The following is an 18,263-nucleotide window of genomic DNA, read 5'->3' as shown; positions in this document are numbered from 1 at the left end:
CTGAATGTCAGCATCAAGCATTCCATTTACCGTCTCCGGCGGCGCGGTTCTCGTGACCGGGGCCGCCATGGGCATGGGCCGCCTGTACGCCCTGCGGGCGGCCCGCGAGGGCGCCGCCGTCGTAATTCTCTGGGACGTCGACGCCGACGGCCTCGCCAAGACCGCCGCCGAGGTAGCCGCCCTCGGAGCGCGCGCCGTCGTCCGGGAGGTGGATCTCGCCGACCGCGCAGCGATTGCCGACGCCGCCGAGGCGTGCCGGGAGGAAGGCCCGCTGACCCTGCTGGTCAATAACGCCGGAATCGTTCGCGGCGCGCTCTTCTGGGACCACAACCCGGAGCGGGACATCGCACTGACCATGGATATCAACGCGCTGGCACCGATGTACGTCACCCACGCGTTCCTGCCGGCCATGATGGCCGACGCCGGCCGGCCCCGCCGGATCCTCAACATCGCCTCGGCCGCCGGCACCGTCTCCAATCCGCGGATGAGCGTGTACGCCGCGTCCAAGTGGGCTGTCATCGGCTGGAGCGATTCGCTCCGGCTGGAGCTCGAGCAGCAAGGCTTCCGCCACCTCGCCGTCACGACGTTCTGCCCCAGCTACATTTCCACCGGGATGTTCGAGGGCGCCCGCGGACCGCTGCTGACGCCGCTGATGACCCCGGACGACGCCGTTGACCGCGCCTGGCGGGCCGCTGCCGCCGGCCGGCCGCAACTGATCGCCCCGGCGGCTGCGCAATTGGGCAAGGTGCTGCGCGGCATACTGCCGGTGCGGGCCTGGGACTTCGTGGGCGGGAAGGTGTTCGGGATCTACGCCACAATGGACAAGTTCACCGGGCGCGGCCAGAAGACGGGCAGCTGATGAACTTCCCCCAACCGTCCCCCTGGCAGCGGACCGCGTCAGGAGCGAACCTGCTCTCCCCCGACGGCAGCCTCGGCGTCACCATCTTCGAGGAAATGACCACCCTCGCCCTGCAGACGGGTGCCATCAACCTCGGCCAGGGTTTCCCGGACGAAGACGGCCCGGTGGAAATCAAGGCTGCCGCGCAGGCCGCCATCGCTGCCGGCGCCAACCAGTACGCCCCCGGGAAGGGCATCCTGGAGCTGCGGGAGGCGATTTCCCTTCACCAGGAACGCTTCTACGGGCTGGCCCCGGATCCGCAAACCGAAATTATTGTCACCACCGGCGCCACCGAGGCCATCGCCGCCTCGCTGTTGGCGCTCGTGGGGCCGGGCGACGAGGTCCTCACCTTCGAGCCGTTCTACGATTCCTACGGTGCGATTATTGGCCTCTCCGGTGCCCGGCACGTCACCGCACCGCTGCTGGCCCCTGACTTTATGCCGGACCTGGACGCGCTCGAGGCAGCGTTCAGCAGCCGCACCAAGGTGGTGCTGGTGAACAACCCGCACAATCCCACCGGTGCGGTGTTCCCGCTCGAGGTGCTCGAACGCGTCGTCGAGCTCGCCACCAGGCACAACGCCGTGATCATCACCGACGAGGTGTACGAGCACCTCACCTTTGGTGCCCGACACATCCCGGTGGCCACGCTGCCGGGCGCCGCGGAACGGACGCTGACCATTTCTTCCGCCGGGAAGACCTTTTCTTTTACCGGCTGGAAGATCGGTTGGCTCAGCGGACCGGAGCATCTGGTCGCCGCCGCCCGCACGGTCAAGCAGTTCCTGAGCTACAGCTCCGGTACGCCGTTCCAGAGCGCCATTGCGGCCGGGCTGGGCCTGCCGGATGAGTTCTACACCGGAATCGCCGATACCCTCCAGCTCAAACGGGACGTCCTGAGTGACGGCCTGCGGGCCGCGGGCTTCGACGTGCTGACACCGCAGGGAACGTACTTCGTCAACGTGGACACGGCTCCGCTCGGCATCTCCGACGCCGTGGAGCTGGCCCGCCGCCTGCCGTCCCTGGTGGGTGTCGCAGCCATTCCGGTCGCGGTCTTTTGCCACCCGGTCGGCGCCGAACGCACCCGGAGCCTGCTGCGCTTCGCGTTCTGCAAGAAGATTAGCGTCCTGCAGGAAGCCGCCGAACGGCTTGCGACCCTCCGCGACCGGCTCTGATGCGGGACACTCCCGCGGCCACCCGCTTCCTGCGGACCACCGGCCAACACGCCACGATCGAACCCGATGCCTTTACCGACGGCGGCTTTGTGCTCAGCATCGGCGGGGCGGAACAGTCGCACGTCAACCTGGCCGAGCCCGCGGATATTTTCTACGAGTACCTGCGCCGGATCGGCCACGTGGTGGACCTCGCGGCACCGTGGGGCGAACCCATCACAGCGCTCCATCTTGGGGCCGGGGCGCTGACGCTTGCCCGCTACATCCAGGCCACCCGGCCGGGCTCGGTGCAGTACGCGGTGGAGCTGGAGCGGGAGCTGTTGGACTTTGTGCTGCAGCAGCTCCCGCTGCCGGACGGCACGGAGCTGCACCCGCTGATCGGCGACGCCAGGGCGGCCTTGGCCGAACTGCCGCCGGAACTGAGCTTCGACGTTGTGATCCTTGACATTTTCTCCGGGCCCGAGGCACCCGAACACCTCGCCTGCACCGAGTTTTACCGGGAGGCCGCGGCGAAGCTCACTGCCCGCGGCGTCCTGGTAGTCAATGTGGGCGACGAACCCGGGCTCACCCTGGTCCGCAGCCAGGTGGCCGCGCTGCGCCGGGCCATGACCGACGTCGCCGCTTGCGCTGAGACCGGCATGTTCAGCGGCCGCTATCCCGGCAACATCATCCTGGCCGGCACCCAGGGCCCGTGGCCGGAGGTGTGGACTGCAGCGCTTACCGCCCGCGGGCCGCACCCGGCGAAGGTATTGTCCGGGATCGCGCTGGACGCAATGTCGGACTAGCCGTCACGCTCCGCTCCTTCCGCTGGTTCTGCCCCCAATGCGTCCGCCGGGACTTCTTCCACGCCCGGTTCGGCGAACCAGAGCTTCGTCTCCCCGTACTTGCGTTCCGCAAAGCGTTCCATCCCCGCCGGCCAGGACGGCTCGGGGGTCCGCGATGAACGCTCCACCACGACGACGGCACCTTCGGCCAGCTGCGGGACCAGCTGCGCGAGCACCGCGGCCAGCCCCGGCTCGTCCAGCGGGTAGGGCGGATCCAGGAAGACGAGGTCCCAGCGGGCACCCTCCTGGGTCCGTTCAAGGAACGAATCGACTTTCGAGCGGTGCACGGAAACCACTTTGCGCCCCACCACGGTATTAACGAGGTCGGCGTTGCGCTGGCAGACCGCGCTGGCCTTGCCGTCAAATTCCACCAGGTCCACACTGTGCGCGCCCCGGCTGGCACTTTCCACACCGAGGGAACCGGATCCCGCGTAGAGGTCCAGCACGCGGGCGTCCGCTATCACCTCGAAGGCGTCCAGCCGCGAGAAGAGCGCTTCCTTGACCCGGTCGGTGGTGGGCCGGGTCAACGATCCCGGGACACTGACCAAGGTGCTTCCACCGGCGGCGCCGGCGATGATGCGGCTCATGGCCGTGCCGCCGGGGACGCCTGGATTTTCTTAGCCGCGTTCAAGGAACGCCTCCTTTTCCGGATTGAGGTATTCGTCGATTGCCGCGGCGAGGTCGGGGTGGGACTCCAGCGACGGGTCGGCGCCGACAATGCGCCACGCGTCCTGCCGCGCCCGGGCGATCACGTCCTCGTGTTCCAGGACCCGCAGGAGCTTCAGCGTGGAACGGCCGCCGGACTGGGAGGCGCCCAGGATGTCGCCCTCCCGGCGCAGCTTGAGGTCCTCCTGCGAAAGTTCAAAGCCGTCGGTGGTCGCGGCGACGGCGTCGAGGCGGCGCCGGCTCGGATGGCCCGGTTCCAGCGTGGTCACGAGCAGGCACATACCCGGGAGCCCGCCGCGGCCCACCCGGCCGCGGAGCTGGTGGAGCTGGGAGATACCGAAGCGGTCCGCGTCAAGAATGACCATAAGGGTGGCGTTGTGCACGTCCACACCCACCTCGATCACTGTTGTGGAGACCAGCAGCTTGGTTTGGTTGGCGGTGAAAGAGGCCATGGTGCCGGACTTGAGCACCGGGTCCTGCCGGCCGTGCAGCGGCGCCACGCTGACCCCGGCCAGGGCCGGTTCGTCGCGGAGCTGTTCGACGACGCCGGTGACGGATGCCAGTTCGCGTGCGCCGTTGTCGCCCGCGAGGTCAGCGTCGGACGGTTCGGCTTCGCCGGGGCTGAAGTCGCCGTCGTCGTCCGAGCCGATTTTGGGACAGACGATATAGACCTGGTGGCCGGCGTCGATCTCTTCCCGGGAGCGCGTCCAGATTCGCGTGGCCCAGGCCGGGTGCTCGGCGAGCCCGACGACGTGCGTGGTGATCGGCGCGCGGCCGGCCGGTAGTTCGTCGAGGACGGAGGTTTCCAGGTCGCCGAACACTGTCATGGCCACTGTCCTCGGGATGGGCGTGGCGGTCATTACCAGCAGGTGCGGGGGTTTGCTGGCTTTGGACCGGAGCACGTCGCGTTGTTCGACGCCGAAGCGGTGCTGCTCATCGACCACGATCAGGCCCAGGTCGTAGAAGGAGACGTTATCGCTGAGCAGGGCATGGGTGCCGATGATGATCCCTGCGTTCCCGGAGGCGGCATCCAACATGGCTTGTTTCCGGGCGGCCGTGGGCATGGAGCCGGTGAGCAGCGTGACCTGGACGGCGTCCGTGCCACCCAGCAGCCCATCCCGGGACAGCGGGCCGAGTGTGCGGCGGATCGAATCGAAGTGCTGCGCGGCGAGGACCTCGGTGGGCGCCAGCAGGGCAGCCTGTCCCCCCGCATCAACAACCTGCAGCATGGCGCGCAGGGCCACAATCGTTTTTCCGGAGCCGACTTCGCCCTGCAGCAGGCGGTTCATCGGCGAGTCCTGGGCGAGCTCCGCGGCCAGCGTCTTGCCGACGGCGGCCTGGCCGGCGGTCAGCGTGAACGGCAGCTGCCGGTCAAAGGCTGTCAGCAGGCCGTCCGCGAGGGGCCGGCGGGCGGTGGCTTCCTCCGCGGCGAGCTGGGCGCGGCGCCGGGCGAGCGCGGACTGGAGCACCAGCGCTTCCTGGTAGCGGAACCGGTCCTGTGCGTGCTGCCAGTCCGCGTTCCCTTGCGGGGCATGGATGAGCCGGTAGGCCTCCGCGATCGGCAGGAAGTGCTCCCGGTCCGCGATCGCCGCCGGCAACGGGTCCGGAACTGCATCGAGGTCTGCGGTGTCCAGCAGCGTCTCGATGACTTTCTGGATGGACCAGCTGGTGAGCTTGGCAGTGGCCGGATACACCGGGATAGGCATGGCGGCGAGCTTTTCCGGATCCTTGCCCGGAGCTTCCGGGTCCTCGTCCAGCAGCAGGAAATCAGGGTTGGTCAGCCCCAGGGCACCGGCGTAGCGGGTGACCTTGCCGGAGAACAAGGCGCGCCGGCCCGGCAGCAGTGCGGCCTTGGCCCGGAAACCGTTGAAAAAACTTACCTTCAGGGTGCCGGGGAGCCCGGTCCCGGCGTCGTCGGAAATCACGACGTCGGTCAGGGAACCACGGCGGGCGCGCATCGACCGGGTGCTGCTGGAGACGACCCGCGCGATGAGGGTAACGTCCTCGTCGAGCGGGACCTCACTGATCGGGGTGAGTTCGCCGCGGTCCAGGTAGCGGCGGGGGAAGTAATTCAGCAGACCGCCAACCGTGGTGATGCCGAGATGCTTTTCGATCACCGTCGCCGAACGCTTGCCGATCCGGCGTTCCAGGCCCAGCCCCAGTTCGGTGGCGCCCAGTTCGGTGGTGCCCGGTTCGGTGCCGGGTTTAGCGTTCATATCCGTCGGCGGCCTGTCCTGCGGGTTCCCGGGGACCTGCGTCGTGCGATTCGGCCTCCAATTCGGCCTCCGGCAGGGCGAGTTCTGACACGCTGATATCCGAGGGTTCGCCGAGGGCCCGGATCAGGGCCATGGCAAGTGCTGCCTCGGGCACATGGACGTGGACCCGCCAGCGGTATGCCCCGTTTGCGTCGGCGGTAGCGCCGGCCTGGCTCATGATGACGGACTCGCCGATTTCGTCGAGCCGTTGCCGCATCGTTGCAGCGTCGAGCGGCGAGAGCGTGATGGTGCACATAACTTCCACACCTTCGTCCCGCGGCATACCGGCATGGATGTGCGGGTCCTGCACGTCGTAGCCGTGCAGGCCGTCCAGGAGCTGGTCCTGGAGTTCCTCGCCGAGCACGGCGGAACGGAGGCAGTCGAGGATCAGCAGCATCCCCACGCCGCCGGCGTCCACCACGTGCGCTGCGTGCAGGGCCTCCAGCTGCCCTTCGGTGCGCACCACGGCCGCCAGCGCCGCTTCGACTGCGGCATCCAGGGCCAGGCCCAGGGCGTGGTTGCTGTCGTCACCGTTATGCTCGGCGTCCACTGTCGCGGCCGCGCGGGCGGCGGCTTCCATCACGGACAGCATGGTTCCCGGAACCGGATCACTTAGCGCGGACCAGGCCCGGAGCTGGGCGCGGTTCAACGCAGCGGCAAACAGCGGTGCGCTGAGCCGGTGGTGGCCGGCAAGCGGTTCGGCTGCGGCGCAGAGGAACACGGCGAACAGGGTGCCTGAGTTGCCGCGGGCCTGCTCCATGGCCGCCAGGCCGGCGCGGGACAAAACGGCCCCGACGTCGTTCTGCGCCGGGTCCGGCGGGCCGAAGGAGTGGATCGCCGGATCCGCGCTGATCACGGGCAGCGCGGAGGTGTCCAGGCAGTGCAGTGCCTGGGCCGCGGCCCGGACCGTGAGGTAGAGGTTAGTGCCGGTGTCGCCGTCGGCGACCGGAAAGATGTTGATGGCGTTCAGGCGGTCGCTGTGGTTTCCAAGCGTCGTTTCTGCCTTGCCCAACCACCGCTTCATCGCTTGCGCGTTGGCGGCAATTTTAGTCTGCAAAGTGATCCCATCCCACAGTGTCAGCGGGCCTGCCCGCTATTGTCACGCCCGTGCTGTCCGTTGGTGCAAGGGCCTCTACCGAGCCTAGCGCAGTGAAACCGTGAGGCAGCTGAACGCCCGGCGGGAATGTGGCAAGCAATCCGTGATCCTCTCCGCCGCCCAGCACCCAGTCCAGCGGATCTGTGCGGAGCAGGTCGGCGGCCGGCCGGAGCGGGCCGGCCAGGACCTTCAAAACGGACGCGTCCAGGTTCAGCATCACGTGGCTGGCAGCTGCCAGCCGGTTGCCGTCGCGGACCAGCCCATCGGAAATGTCCAGCATGGCCGTGGCCCCGCAGTCCCTGGCCAGCGGTCCCGCCGCGAGCGGCGGCAGGGGCCGGCACTGGGTGTCCACCAAATCGCGTTGGTCCCGGCTCAGGTCGCCGACCGGGACTGCCGATTCCAGCAGCGCAAGGCCCGCTGCGGCGCGTCCGAGGGTGCCAGCCAATGCCAGGGTGTCCCCCGGTCGGGCGCCGGAGCGCAGCACCGGAGCATGTCCGTCGAGGGTGCCGAGGATGGCGACGCTGACGGCGAGTTCCCGGCCCCGGCCCAGGTCTCCCCCGGCCACGGCGCAGCCCGGGGCGCCCAGTTCCCGGATGCCGGCGCTGATTCCGTCGGCGAAGTCCTCGACCCAGGCGACACGGGTTCCCGGGGGCATCGTGAGGCTGACGACGAGGGAGGTGGCCCGGGCCCCCATGGCGTTGATGTCGCTGAGGTTTTGCGCGGCGGCCTTCCAGCCGACGTCGTAGCCGGTGGTCCGGTAGCCGTTGTTCCACTCCAGGCGGAAGTCCTGGTCCACCACCTGTGTGTCGATGCTGAGGACCGTCCGGCCATCCGGCGCGGCCACAATCGCGGCGTCGTCGCCGGGGCCCAGGATCAGGGATGGGTTGTGCGCCTGGCCGTAGTGCAGGCGCGGGAAGATCCGCTCCAGGAGCTGGGACTCGGAGAGCTCCGCGACGGTCAGCGGGTCAGGGACGTGGTCAGGGAGGTGTTCAGGCACAGCACAACGCTACCGCGGGGGTCCGACGGCGGCGGGCGCGTGTCCGGGTCAGCGGGACGCAAGGTACTCCCGGAGCCGCTGAGCGGCTGCCGCGAATCCCGGCGGCTGGAGTGCCATTCGCCGGCTGCACGATCTCCGCCCGTTTTCCCTGCCACACCGGCCGCATGGAAGACTCATACGCATGCCCCTGCCCTTGCCCGCCCTGAATCCCCTGGGCGCCCGGATTCTTGGGTGGATTTCAGGGGCTGTACTACTGTGGCTGGTCCTCGCCTTTCAACTCTTTGTGAACGTGGATCCCTTGACTGTCCACCGCACCGATGCCGTTATTATGCTCGGCGGAGCCGCGGCAGAGCGCCTGCCGGTCGCGGAGCAGCTGCAACACGACTACGGCATCCCCGTCCTGGTCCTCTCCCACACGGACACCCCCGGCAATACGGCCGCCGATGCCGTCTGCAACACCGCCGCTTTTCCCAGCGCCCGGCTCCTGTGTTTCCGCCCCGATGAGTACGACACCCGCGGGGAGGCGCGTGCCATCGGCAAGATTGCCGCGGAGAACGGCTGGAAATCCATCACTGTTGTGTCCTCCAGCTACCACGTCGCCCGGGCGCAGCGGCTCCTGGAGCAATGCACGACGGCGGCCGTCCAAGTGGTGAATTCACACCCTGACCTGAGCGTGGGACAGTGGCTGCGGCGGTTTGTCATTGAGACCGGGGGCCTTATTGATGTCTCCCTCCGGCCGGAATGTTCGGATCAGCGCTGAGGAATGTAAGAATTGAAGCCGATCAGGCTGAGTCTCTCAGCCTACTGACGAGATATCGAGGCGAGGAGGACCGGCTGTTGGGTGATCCTGCCGACGATGCTCCCCCGCTGGTTGCCGCCCCGCGACACCTGCGGCGCCGCACCTTCCACGAGGAGGTTCCGGACACGCTGCTGGTTCCGGATGCAGAGCCGTTGCCTCTTACATGCGCCGAGCCTGCTGCGCCCAAACGGGCTGCTCTGGCAACTGATTCTAAGGAATCCGAATACCGGCGCAAGCGCCTCGTGGCGTTGCTTGCGGTCATCGCGGTGTCGTTGAGCATCCCTATCCTGATCATCGCCCTGGTGTTCGCAGGCTGAGCTGTGGCATCAGCCCTGCTTCGAGTAGAACGCGTCGCTCCTAGCGCTCCACCCATTTGTTACGTTCACCATGTAGTACTTGCCGACGCCGAGCGCCGTCCCCTACGTTGACGGTGACCGACTGCAGTCCGTGACCCCATGCTGCTGGCCGTGGGACGGGTTGTAGGCAGCCGCGGCCACGGTCCTGTCCTGCACTTGGCCTGCCGCGGTAGTCCATTTGAGCTGGACCTGGCCGCCATTGAGGTTGTAGCCGGTGACGAAAGAGGAACCCGCGGCGGCGTTGAAGCTTAAGTCCATAATCACCGGAGTAGTCCTTACCGATGTGATCCTGTTCACCAATGGCGCCCCGTACCCACGCAGGTATCGTAGGTGTCCCACATGAACGAAATGACCTTGGCGGGTGCATTACCCGGTCGGTGAACTGGGAGAATGTGCCCTGGTAGGAGAGGTCTGGCAGGTACGCGAAGTCGGTTCCGTTGACCGGAATCGGCACTCCTTCGAAAAACTTCGTGTCTTTCGCAGTCGCCGCCTTGGCCAGGGATCCGGTTGCTCTCACCCGCTGGTGCGCTTGCGCCGCTCACCACTATGACGTCGTAGCCGTTGTCGGCAGCGATGCACCCAGAGCCCTGTGCCGGCAGCAATAGTATGGTGATGAGCTTGTTGTTGCTGCTGCTCCGGCCCCGCAGGCATTTGACCGCAGCAGCGCCCCACAGACTGGAGTCTGAGTGGTAAACACCCTGTTCAGCAACACACCGCCTGCGGCCGACTGGGCGAAGTTGACCGCGGCGATCTGGCAGTCGGCGGGAATGCCAGCCAGCTGGACGGCGTCGGACGCGACCCAAAAGTGACGACGGTGTCGCCACCCAGCGCCTTGATGGCCGCCAATTTGCTTTTGTTGATGGAGTCATCCGCACCTGCTCGGACGAAGTACCCTCCGACGGGGAGAGTGCAACTTTCGACTGCAACAGCCGCTGGCGGGCTGGCCGTGATGAGAGTTACGGCCAGATGGTCGTCAAAATCACGAGATGCGCCCGAGCCACCAACCCCTTGATTCGTTGCCGCCGGCAGGTAGCTACTTAGTGTCCTATGGTTCATCCCTAGCTCGCTGGCTGATACCTTGGCCTACGCAAAGAATGGCGTGGGGTCGGGAGTACGCATTACCGCGGCGTAGAACTTTTGCAGTGAATGTGCGGACTCTGGAAACAGATTCACTTCGCGGGGCCTCAGTCCCGTAAGCTTCATGGGTCCGCGGCCTAAATCTTTGGGGGAACCCTGTGCCCAGCATCATGCCGATTTTCGGCACCAGACCAGAAGCCATTAAAATGGCTCCCATTGTTGCGGCATTGCAGCAATCAGAGCACTTTGACTGCGTCATCACGGTTACAGGTCAGCACCGCGAAATGTTGGACCAGGTTAATGAACTCTTCGGGATTGTGCCGGATCATGATCTGAACATTCTCCAGCCGCGCCAGTCTCTTTCCGCCATCATGACGCGGACTATCGACGGCTTGGACAAGCTCTTCACGGATAACAAGCCCGACGCCGTCATCGTTCAGGGCGACACGACCACTTCCACAGCGGGCGCCATCGCAGCCTTCTACCACGGAATCCCAGTGGTACATGTTGAAGCGGGTCTTCGCAGCGGAGACCTGTTCTCCCCGTTCCCGGAGGAGGCTAACCGCAAGTTGACGAGTCAGATCGCAAGCCTCCACCTAGCCCCCACAAGTGTAAGTAAAGCCAATCTCGTCGCCGAGGGAATCGACCCGGCGGACATCGTTGTCACAGGGAATTCGGTCATCGATGCCTTGCTCACCACGGTAGGCAAGAAGATCCCATTTACCGATCCGCAGTTGGAGGGGCTGGCTACCAGCGGCAAGAGGATCCTCCTGGTAACAACGCACCGGCGCGAGAACCAGGGCGGCGCCATGCAGGGAGTGGGACGCGCTCTGGCGAGAATCGCGGCTGCCGAGCCTGGTTTGGTAATTGTGCTCCCCGTCCACAAGAATCCCGCGGTGCGAGAAGCGGTCCTGCCGGCACTGGCCGGCAAATCCAACGTCATTGTGACCGAACCACTCGCCTACGGTGAATTCACTCGGATGCTTTCCCTCGCGCACATTGTTCTGACAGATTCGGGCGGCGTCCAGGAAGAAGCCCCGAGCCTGGGTAAGCCTGTCTTAGTGATGCGGGACAACACCGAGCGTCCTGAGGCGGTCGATGCCGGCACCGTCACCCTGATTGGCACGGACGAAGAACGGATTTTCAAAGAAGTTGATCGGCTCCTCCACGATCAGGAGCACTTTCACTCGATGGCCAACGCCGTCAATCCGTATGGCGACGGCAACGCGGCCGCCCGCACAGTGGCGGCAGTTGGTCATCTTCTTGGTATTGGCGATCGCATCGAGGAATTCACCGCCTAAGCACACGCCTGGCCTGACAATCATTGCCAGTCTCCGGGAAGTCGCGAACGCTCCCGATGCGGCTTGTTCTTCCCGTCCCACACAGGGCCGATCGGGCCGAGGCGCTATCCTCCGCCCGATCTGAGGTGTCCGCTGAGCTTGTCGTTGACGTAATCACGGAGGCACTCGTTCGTGATCAGCTTCGCGGTCTTGGGCCAGCGGGCCCGTCGTCCGACATGCCACTGCGCCGTCGACGCCTTGTAGTCCAATCGATACGTTCTCGTCGACGCGTTCCGGCGCAGCTCCCGCGAGATCGTCGACGGGCTTCGCCCCAACCGACGAGCGATCTCTCGTACCCCGCAGCCCTGCGCCCGCCACAACGCGATGTCCTCACGGTTGCTGGAGGACAGATACCGCCCGGACAGTGTCGGGGCCAGCTGAGGATTCACCCCGCCAGCGTGCAGGAACCAACGATGCGCGACGGGCTCTGACACGCCCGCGGCGACGCCTGCATCTCGGGCCTTCGCACCCGAGGCGATCGCGACCCAGAACCGTACCCTGTCCTCACGCCACGCCACCGACGGCCGACCTGGCGAAGGGATCTGCCCTCGATACGCCCGTACCTGCTTCTGACGATTTTGAAGGGGCATCCAACACCCCCGTAATCAGGTGTTGCTTCGACCGGTTGAATACGGCCAATAAACCTCCGCCGAGTTCTAGGGCTGGTGCGCCGGGAACAACGTCACCCAATCCGTGGGCAAGGTCGGCGTGTGCTGGGATAACGCCGTCGCGGAAAATTTCCACCACCACAGCTTCACCAGCCGGCTCGCCGCCCGAACCTCGGTCCAGGACTATATCGAGCCCTGGTAAAACCGCAAAAAGGCCCAACGCCCGGGCGGGCTGCCGAACCCCGATCGTAGCCCTCACCGCCCACCAGACCCCCGACCAGGAACCTCTGGCCGCGTAACCGAAAAACAACGATGAAACTGTTTCTGAAACTTGACGTGCGCAGCATATCGACGCCTCAAGCAGGTACCGACCCCGCAGAATCGGGGTACCAGCTACTCGTGTGGGGCGGCATGAGTGCGTGTTCAACTGTGGTTCCAAGCGAGGAGACCATCCCTCTCTTTGAGGATCGGAGGCACCGTGCGTATCAACCCAGTGAAGCAAAGCGCCGCGGGACTGGTCGCCATCGGCATTGTTGCGGCGGCCTTGTGCGGAGCTGGAAACCCGTCGGTTCTCAACGCAGGTGCCAGTGCCCAGGCACTGTCGAGGGTGGGGGCCGCTAATGAGTTCGCCAGTACTTCAATAACGGTCTCGGCGGTGTCGAACGCCAAAGCCGCCCCCTATAACGCAAAGGGTGACGGGGTCACTGACGACTCCGCAGCGCTCCAAGCTTGGCTGAACGCGGGCGGCACCCGGCTCGCGGATGGTACTTACCGCATCACCAAGGGGCTGATCCTGAATGGCGACAACCGCCGGTTCCAGACCGAGAACGCCAAAATCGTAGCGGACGGCACAAACATCACGGCACTGACAGTGACCGGCCGCAACGCCATCGTTAGCGCTTACATCGACGGGAAGAACAAGGCATCAGACGGCGTCAAAGTCACCGGGCCCGGAGCCGTCCTTGAAAACGGATGGTACGAAAACTTCCGCTCAACCACGCAGTCCGCCCGCGGCATCGAAGCGAGGACCACAGGCGGCATTACCATCAGGAACAACGTCATCCGCAACGTGGTGAGTGTGGGTGACACGACCTTGGGAAACGGCGATGGTGCCTCCAGAGGCATCGTACTCAGTGGCCCGGCAGCAGCAACCGCGGCGTCGGTCATCTCGGCCAACCTCATCCAGAACATCACCGGTGAGGAAGGCGATGCGATCCAGGTGCTCTTCTTCGACGGCAAAACATCCACCCCTTTCAGCTCCGGCAGGGTGGCCGTTAGCGACAATACCATTTGGAATGTCTCGCGCCGCTTCATCAAAATCCAGGCATCGGACGTCACCGTGCAGCGCAACAAGCTGAATTTCTACCTCACGACGAGCCCCACAAACCCGGCTACATCAATCGACGTGATTCACTCAGAGAATGTCAAGGTCATCGGCAACGAAGTGAATCCTAACTTGCTGGGACCCGTCGTCATCGCTGTGAGAGGACCAATGGGTGTGCCTCTTCGCGGCATCGAAGTGAGCTCCAATATTATCCGACAAGCGGCGACGAAGAAGTCAATTGGCATTTATCTGACTTGGACTACCGACCCGATCATTCAGGAAAACCTCATCTCCGTTAACGGCACAGCCGTGCAAATGAGCTACACTACCGGCGCCCTCCGCTGATCTTTTCAGCGGCGAGACTTAGTCTCCTCGCGATTATGGTACGGACACGCAGCCACTTTGCCGGGTTACCGTGATTCACTTCGTAAATTGTGTGGGCATCGGGGTAATGGGAGACGTCGATGGTATCTGCCGGCGGGTTTCCATTCTTCGCGAACGTGACGTATCGTTTCACAACTCTTGCCGGTTGCCCAACGGCCAAGGTATGACGTTCTAGCTTGCTCGTGGCGGTGACAATTGAACGCAATCCGACTATGCATCCGTCTGGCACGACACCTCCGGCCATAACGGCAGCCTCGAAGCCGAGCCAGACATTTGACCCGATCGAGATTGGTCGCGAGTAGTTGGTTCGCTTGCCTGTCCGCAAGTCGTAAATCGGGTGGTTGTCGTACGCCCGAAGGTTCACCCCGGCAGCGAAGAGGCAGTCGTCTCCAATAGATACCGTCTGTCCGTCGTCGACGACAACGATCAGATTCCCCGTGACGTCCAATTTACGGCCAATAACGATACTCGCTCCGCGTCCCAGCTGAAAGGCCCCCCGGACGACGCATCCAGGTCCGATCTCCACAACGGCATCGTCCTGCAGAAACTGGATCCCGGCCTGAAACACGACACCTTCGTGGATGATGAGCTTGCAATTCCTACCGCGGAAGTCGACGCTTGCCGAACCTCCAAACGATCGTGGAGTGCCTACTATTTGGTTTCCCGACGCATCGATGAGTGGTTCGACCACTGTCACTTTAGGCATGCCCCCAACCTTATGGCAGGTCCAGAGATCGACAGAATCCCGATGCTTACGGATTTGGGGCCGCGAAGGACTCGGAGGTAGCATCACGAGGTACCCGCCGTCGAGCATCAAAAGGATGTTGAAGTAAACGATGTCACTGCCCACCCGGGAGACCAGCCACAGTGGCGTCGGCTCTAGCAGTGAAGCCGGTCTGGAAGCAAGCTCCCCCAGCCTCTCTGATGTTGCACTTGGATTGGGGTCGCCGAGAGGGCGACGAAGTCGGCAACTAATGCAAGCAATCGAGCATCATACTGCATCGATGCGCTCGTGCGGTCAGATCGAATTGCTCGACATATGCGCGGAACCGCACCAAGAATTGCCCGTATGGAAAGAGTATTTACCGAACGGCGAATGCTTCGGTGTCTACTCGAGAAACGCTGATACGATCGCCTTCGAGATTCCCAAAAACACCTCTGTTTCCGCGGGGTTCGGTGAGAAATTTTGGTTACAGATTGCGACGGAGCGGTCGCCTCATCTAGTTCTCAGCGATGGGAAGCTTAGCCATTATCACCAGCTCGAGCTCTTTACGCATTTGTTTCCGGCCATGCAGCCGGGAGGCGTCTTTGTCCTCGAATGCAATGCCAGCGCGACTGGCAATGTGATGCTCGCATTGCTGGCACAGATTGCCGAGAGTGGTTTTTCATCCTCATCATCGCTGACCGCCAAAACTGACTTCGTCGGGTATTGTGCCCGGAATATAGTTGCCATCGAATACTCAGAGGCCGCGGTCATAGTTCGTAAGAGATTTTTCGAGCAACGGAAACTCACCACAGCACCTTTGCGAGACTTAGCTAAGAGTTTTAAGCAACTTGATTCGCCCGGGCTATACAGCAGAGTGACCCCTAAAATATACGGCTCGGCCGACATTGAGCGGCGCACAAGTAGTCTGATCAATACTTTCAGCGACACCCCCCACCCTGGGGCTGAGGTCGGTCGTCTCGAGAACGTTACTGTAGTTGACGGCGGCGTTGTGGTGACCAGTGACGGTCGTATCGTTGAAGAGTCGTTCATAAATGCTCGGCACACGTCAAAGCGCGGGCCGTTCTTTCGCGTAGGAAAAGGCAACCTTTACGTGTCGGAACGTCCGATATCTGCGCAGGCAAGCCTGCTCGGTGACAGTTATGCAATTATTAAACAAACTTGGGATTCAAATTTTGGTCACTGGATTGTTGACACTCTCCCGCGCGTGGCGAACATTGTGGAGGAGTTTCCGGGGGCTGCTCTACGGTTCATTCTTAACGGTGCAGCCCCTTCTGCTATAAAGGATCTACACGCTGCGAGCCTCGGTCTTTTCGGTATCAATGCTGACCAGATTGATTTCGTCGATCGTCGTCCAACTTTCGTTCGCGAGGCGCTCTATGCCACGCCCATGACTATTCCGCCGTTTATAAAGTCGCCGCGAACCGTGTCTATCCTTGAACAGCTTGTTGATCGCTGTTCTCCTCAGGTGCGAGCTCTTTATGCCAGCCCACGGAAAATCTATTTGACGCGAAACAGGTATCCGCGGCGTAACCTTCTCAATGAGTCCGAGATCCTGCCGGAGATTGAGGAGGCGGGCTACGAAGTTATAGCACCAGAGCATCTTTCTCTTGAAGAGCAAATATGCTTATTCGCTTCCGCCAGCCACGTGATCGGCAATATGGGGGCGGCGTTTTCTAGCTTGGTATTCAGCCCACAAGCTGTGAAAGTTCTGGCCTTAGCCACGGAACAAATGGTTCACGATTATTTCTACGATATTGTGTGCCACAAAAGCGGCGAGTACTGGGCTCTGCAAGGACGGGCTTCTCATCCAGATGCTGGAATTGGCTCGGATTTTTCTATCAATACTGACGATTTTAGTCGCATATTCGCGGAATTCGACCGGTAGAGGGTCCTGGATCACCAATTTTTGCCCGGAGGCGACGAGAGGCACGGCTGCCGTAGACCTGCTTGGACGTCATGTCGCCGACGCGCCTATCGTCCCGTTGCACTCACTTAGGGCGGGGCTATGGATACGATACGCTGACGGTCACGTTTGCACATCATGAAGACGCCCAGTTCGTTATCGTTGACGATGGAGCGCCGTCCGAGCAGACCGAGGCCGACTAACGAGTCCACGGTGTATCATGCGTACACCCCGCAGCATACGACGCCGAGGCCAACTGGACGCCTTAGTTGTACTGCCCAGGCAGGTTGGTTAATCGGGCTCTCCGCGGTTCGTGGTGATTTCCGGTGTGCGGTGAATGTTCAGGCCGCCGTTCTGGCGGCGCTTCTGAGCACAATGCGGCTGGTGGAGTTCCGGCTATTGACGAATCCCCGTCCTGTCCGTTTCAGGTGTTTGATGGCGGTGTTGTTCGCTTCGACTTTTGCGGTGGTGGCGCCGGTGACGATGAGGACTTCGATTTCCTTCCACTAGCGGCAGACCGTGCGCCAGAGCCTGGTCGTCTCGGGCTGGGCGGCTCGTTCGACGAGTTCCCCGAGCCTGGCCTTCGCCGCGGCGGCGTCTTCGAGTGAGCCGGTGCGCAGCAGGGCGTGGAGCTGCTCCTTGACGTTCCATGCCGCCTGCAGCTTGCCGGTCGGGTCATCGGGGTCGAAGACTTGCCGAAACCGGTCGTTGCCTCTGTCCGAGAGTGTCTCACCGGCCCGCAGCAGCAGTCGGCGGTTGGCCCAGACCGGGTCGGTGGTGCGTCCACGCCGGCCCTTGGTTTCCTGTGTCAGTCGCTGCCGGACTTCGGTGAGCATGTTGTTGCCGCGCAGGACCAGGTGGAAGGCGTCGACCGAGACGGCTGTGCGCGGCAGCCACATCCGCAAGGCCTTCCGGAAGGCTGCCGACGGGTCGATCGCCACGACCTGCATACCGAGGCGCCATTCCAGCGGGCGCTTGAACAGCCACTCGCCGACGCCCTTGTGGTCGCGGCCATCGACCACACCAAGTGGTTGGGCCCCCGTTAGCAGTCCAGCGTCTATGCGATAGCTAATTGGTTTTCTTGCGTCCAGGTTTCCCAGTAGCGCTTCGGCGTCATGCCGTCCAGGGATCCGTGGGGCCGTTCATGATTGTAGATAGCTTTCCATTCCTCCGCCAAATACTTGGCTTCGGCCATGCTGTCCATGATTTCTCCGGAGAGTTGTTCCCTTCTGAATTGGGCGTTGAAGGATTCGATGAAGCCGTTCTGCCAGGGTGATCCCGGGTCGATGAATGCGGTGTCGACCCCGGCGGTGTCGCACCAGCTGACCAGTGCCTCAGCAGTGAACTCGGGCCCGTTGTCGCACCGGACGTAGGCCGGGGCGGTGCCGGTTTCGGCGATGATGTTCTCCAGCACCGCGACCACGTCGGCGGCTTTGAATGACCGGCGGGGGATGATGGCCAGCGCGGTGCGGGTGTATTCGTCGATGACGTTGAAGAACCGGATGTGCCGGCCGCAGGAGGTCACGTCGGACTGGAAGTCGAAGCTGACCACGTGCATCGGGTACTCGGCTGTGAGCCGTTTCTGCTCCCCGGCGCCGGGCCCGGTGCGGCGCTTCTTCCGCGCCCTGGGTTTGCAGGTCAGCCCCTCGTCGCGCCAGAGCCGGCGCACCCGCTTCCTGTTCAGTGCCACGCCGTCCCACTCGGGCTGTGCCAGCAGGTGCCAGCGGGCCTTCCGCCAGCCCCACGCCGGATGCTTCACCGCCACGGCGCGCAAGGCTGCGCGGAGCTGGATTTCCTCGAAACCCATGTCGGGTTTCTTCTTGCGGAACGCTGACCGGTTCTG

General features: G+C 63.6%; 15 protein-coding genes and 2 pseudogenes. 8 read left to right on the top strand and 9 right to left on the bottom strand.

Going from position 1 to position 18,263, the window contains the following annotated elements; all coding sequences use genetic code 11:
- The first annotated feature begins 4 nt into the window (after nt 1-4).
- Genes ABIB49_RS16450 through ABIB49_RS16440 form a run of 3 tightly spaced genes read left to right on the top strand, consistent with a single transcriptional unit; the run spans nt 5 to nt 2,849 of the window.
- Complete coding sequence (locus ABIB49_RS16450; RefSeq protein WP_354157373.1) at nt 5-859, top strand: SDR family NAD(P)-dependent oxidoreductase; 855 nt, start codon at nt 5-7, stop codon at nt 857-859.
- Nucleotides 859-2,067: an aminotransferase class I/II-fold pyridoxal phosphate-dependent enzyme gene (locus ABIB49_RS16445; protein ID WP_282360339.1), complete on the top strand. Its 1,209-nt coding sequence runs from the start codon at nt 859-861 to the stop codon at nt 2,065-2,067. The genes ABIB49_RS16450 and ABIB49_RS16445 overlap by 1 nt, the downstream gene beginning before the upstream one ends.
- Nucleotides 2,067-2,849: a spermidine synthase gene (locus ABIB49_RS16440; protein ID WP_354157372.1), complete on the top strand. Its 783-nt coding sequence runs from the start codon at nt 2,067-2,069 to the stop codon at nt 2,847-2,849. The genes ABIB49_RS16445 and ABIB49_RS16440 overlap by 1 nt, the downstream gene beginning before the upstream one ends.
- Here ABIB49_RS16440 and rsmD read toward each other — a convergent pair.
- The 4 genes from rsmD to ABIB49_RS16420 are packed head-to-tail and all read right to left on the bottom strand — an operon-like array spanning nt 2,846 to nt 7,902.
- Nucleotides 2,846-3,475, bottom strand: a complete 630-nt coding sequence (gene rsmD / locus ABIB49_RS16435; protein WP_283479419.1) for a 16S rRNA (guanine(966)-N(2))-methyltransferase RsmD — start codon at nt 3,473-3,475, stop codon at nt 2,846-2,848. The genes ABIB49_RS16440 and rsmD overlap by 4 nt on opposite strands.
- Before the next feature lie 30 nt (nt 3,476-3,505).
- Entirely contained in the window at nt 3,506-5,770 is a 2,265-nt protein-coding gene (locus ABIB49_RS16430) for an ATP-dependent DNA helicase RecG (protein ID WP_354157371.1), read from the bottom strand.
- Nucleotides 5,760-6,833: a DAK2 domain-containing protein gene (locus tag ABIB49_RS16425; RefSeq protein ID WP_354157387.1), complete on the bottom strand. Its 1,074-nt coding sequence runs from the start codon at nt 6,831-6,833 to the stop codon at nt 5,760-5,762. Before ABIB49_RS16425 ends, ABIB49_RS16430 begins: the two co-directional genes overlap by 11 nt.
- 22 nt (nt 6,834-6,855) lie before the next feature.
- A complete protein-coding gene (locus ABIB49_RS16420; RefSeq protein ID WP_354157370.1) occupies nt 6,856-7,902 on the bottom strand; it encodes a thiamine-phosphate kinase in 1,047 nt (348 codons plus the stop codon).
- 181 nt (nt 7,903-8,083) lie between these two features.
- Between ABIB49_RS16420 and ABIB49_RS16415 the strand changes: the two genes are divergently transcribed.
- Both ABIB49_RS16415 and ABIB49_RS16410 read left to right on the top strand, forming a co-directional pair.
- Complete coding sequence (locus ABIB49_RS16415; protein ID WP_354157369.1) at nt 8,084-8,662, top strand: YdcF family protein; 579 nt, start codon at nt 8,084-8,086, stop codon at nt 8,660-8,662.
- A 77-nt stretch (nt 8,663-8,739) separates the two neighbouring features.
- The gene (locus ABIB49_RS16410) at nt 8,740-9,018 is read left to right on the top strand and encodes a hypothetical protein (protein ID WP_354157368.1); all 279 of its coding nucleotides are present in this window, start codon (nt 8,740-8,742) and stop codon (nt 9,016-9,018) included.
- Nucleotides 9,019-9,120: 102 nt separating this feature from the next.
- Here ABIB49_RS16410 and ABIB49_RS16405 read toward each other — a convergent pair whose 3' ends face one another.
- Nucleotides 9,121-9,321, bottom strand: a complete 201-nt coding sequence (locus ABIB49_RS16405; RefSeq protein WP_354157367.1) for a hypothetical protein — start codon at nt 9,319-9,321, stop codon at nt 9,121-9,123.
- A 971-nt stretch (nt 9,322-10,292) separates the two neighbouring features.
- Between ABIB49_RS16405 and wecB the strand changes: the two genes are divergently transcribed.
- Nucleotides 10,293-11,435 carry a non-hydrolyzing UDP-N-acetylglucosamine 2-epimerase gene (wecB, locus tag ABIB49_RS16400; protein WP_354157366.1) on the top strand — a complete coding sequence of 381 codons (1,143 nt, stop codon included), beginning with the start codon at nt 10,293-10,295 and terminating at the stop codon, nt 11,433-11,435.
- A 107-nt stretch (nt 11,436-11,542) separates the two neighbouring features.
- Here wecB and ABIB49_RS16395 read toward each other — a convergent pair.
- Nucleotides 11,543-12,064, bottom strand: a pseudogene (locus ABIB49_RS16395) (transposase); the annotation flags it as partial.
- Nucleotides 12,065-12,560: 496 nt separating this feature from the next.
- On the opposite strand from ABIB49_RS16395, the gene ABIB49_RS16385 reads away from it, so the two are divergent.
- Nucleotides 12,561-13,751 (top strand): right-handed parallel beta-helix repeat-containing protein, encoded by a 1,191-nt coding sequence (locus ABIB49_RS16385; RefSeq protein WP_354157365.1) that lies wholly within the window; start codon nt 12,561-12,563, stop codon nt 13,749-13,751.
- Here the strand turns inward: ABIB49_RS16385 and ABIB49_RS16380 are convergent.
- On the bottom strand, nt 13,732-14,496 hold the full coding sequence (locus ABIB49_RS16380) for an acyltransferase (protein WP_354157364.1): 765 nt from the start codon (nt 14,494-14,496) through the stop codon (nt 13,732-13,734). The genes ABIB49_RS16385 and ABIB49_RS16380 overlap by 20 nt on opposite strands.
- A gap of 268 nt (nt 14,497-14,764) precedes the next feature.
- Between ABIB49_RS16380 and ABIB49_RS16375 the strand changes: the two genes are divergently transcribed.
- Nucleotides 14,765-16,402, top strand: a complete 1,638-nt coding sequence (locus tag ABIB49_RS16375) for a glycosyltransferase family 61 protein (RefSeq protein ID WP_354157363.1) — start codon at nt 14,765-14,767, stop codon at nt 16,400-16,402.
- Nucleotides 16,403-16,761: 359 nt separating this feature from the next.
- Here the strand turns inward: ABIB49_RS16375 and ABIB49_RS16370 are convergent.
- Nucleotides 16,762-17,469: pseudogene (locus tag ABIB49_RS16370) on the bottom strand (ISL3 family transposase).
- 8 nt (nt 17,470-17,477) lie between these two features.
- Nucleotides 17,478-18,263, bottom strand: a 786-nt coding sequence (locus tag ABIB49_RS16365) for an IS3 family transposase (RefSeq protein ID WP_354157362.1), incomplete at its 5' end; no start/stop codon positions are given.

The organism is Arthrobacter sp. UYCu512, from assembly GCF_040547075.1.
In the GTDB taxonomy this organism is placed as follows: domain Bacteria; phylum Actinomycetota; class Actinomycetes; order Actinomycetales; family Micrococcaceae; genus Arthrobacter.
Note: the sequence above shows the minus strand (reverse complement) of the source record. Positions and strands in the feature narration are given on the sequence as shown.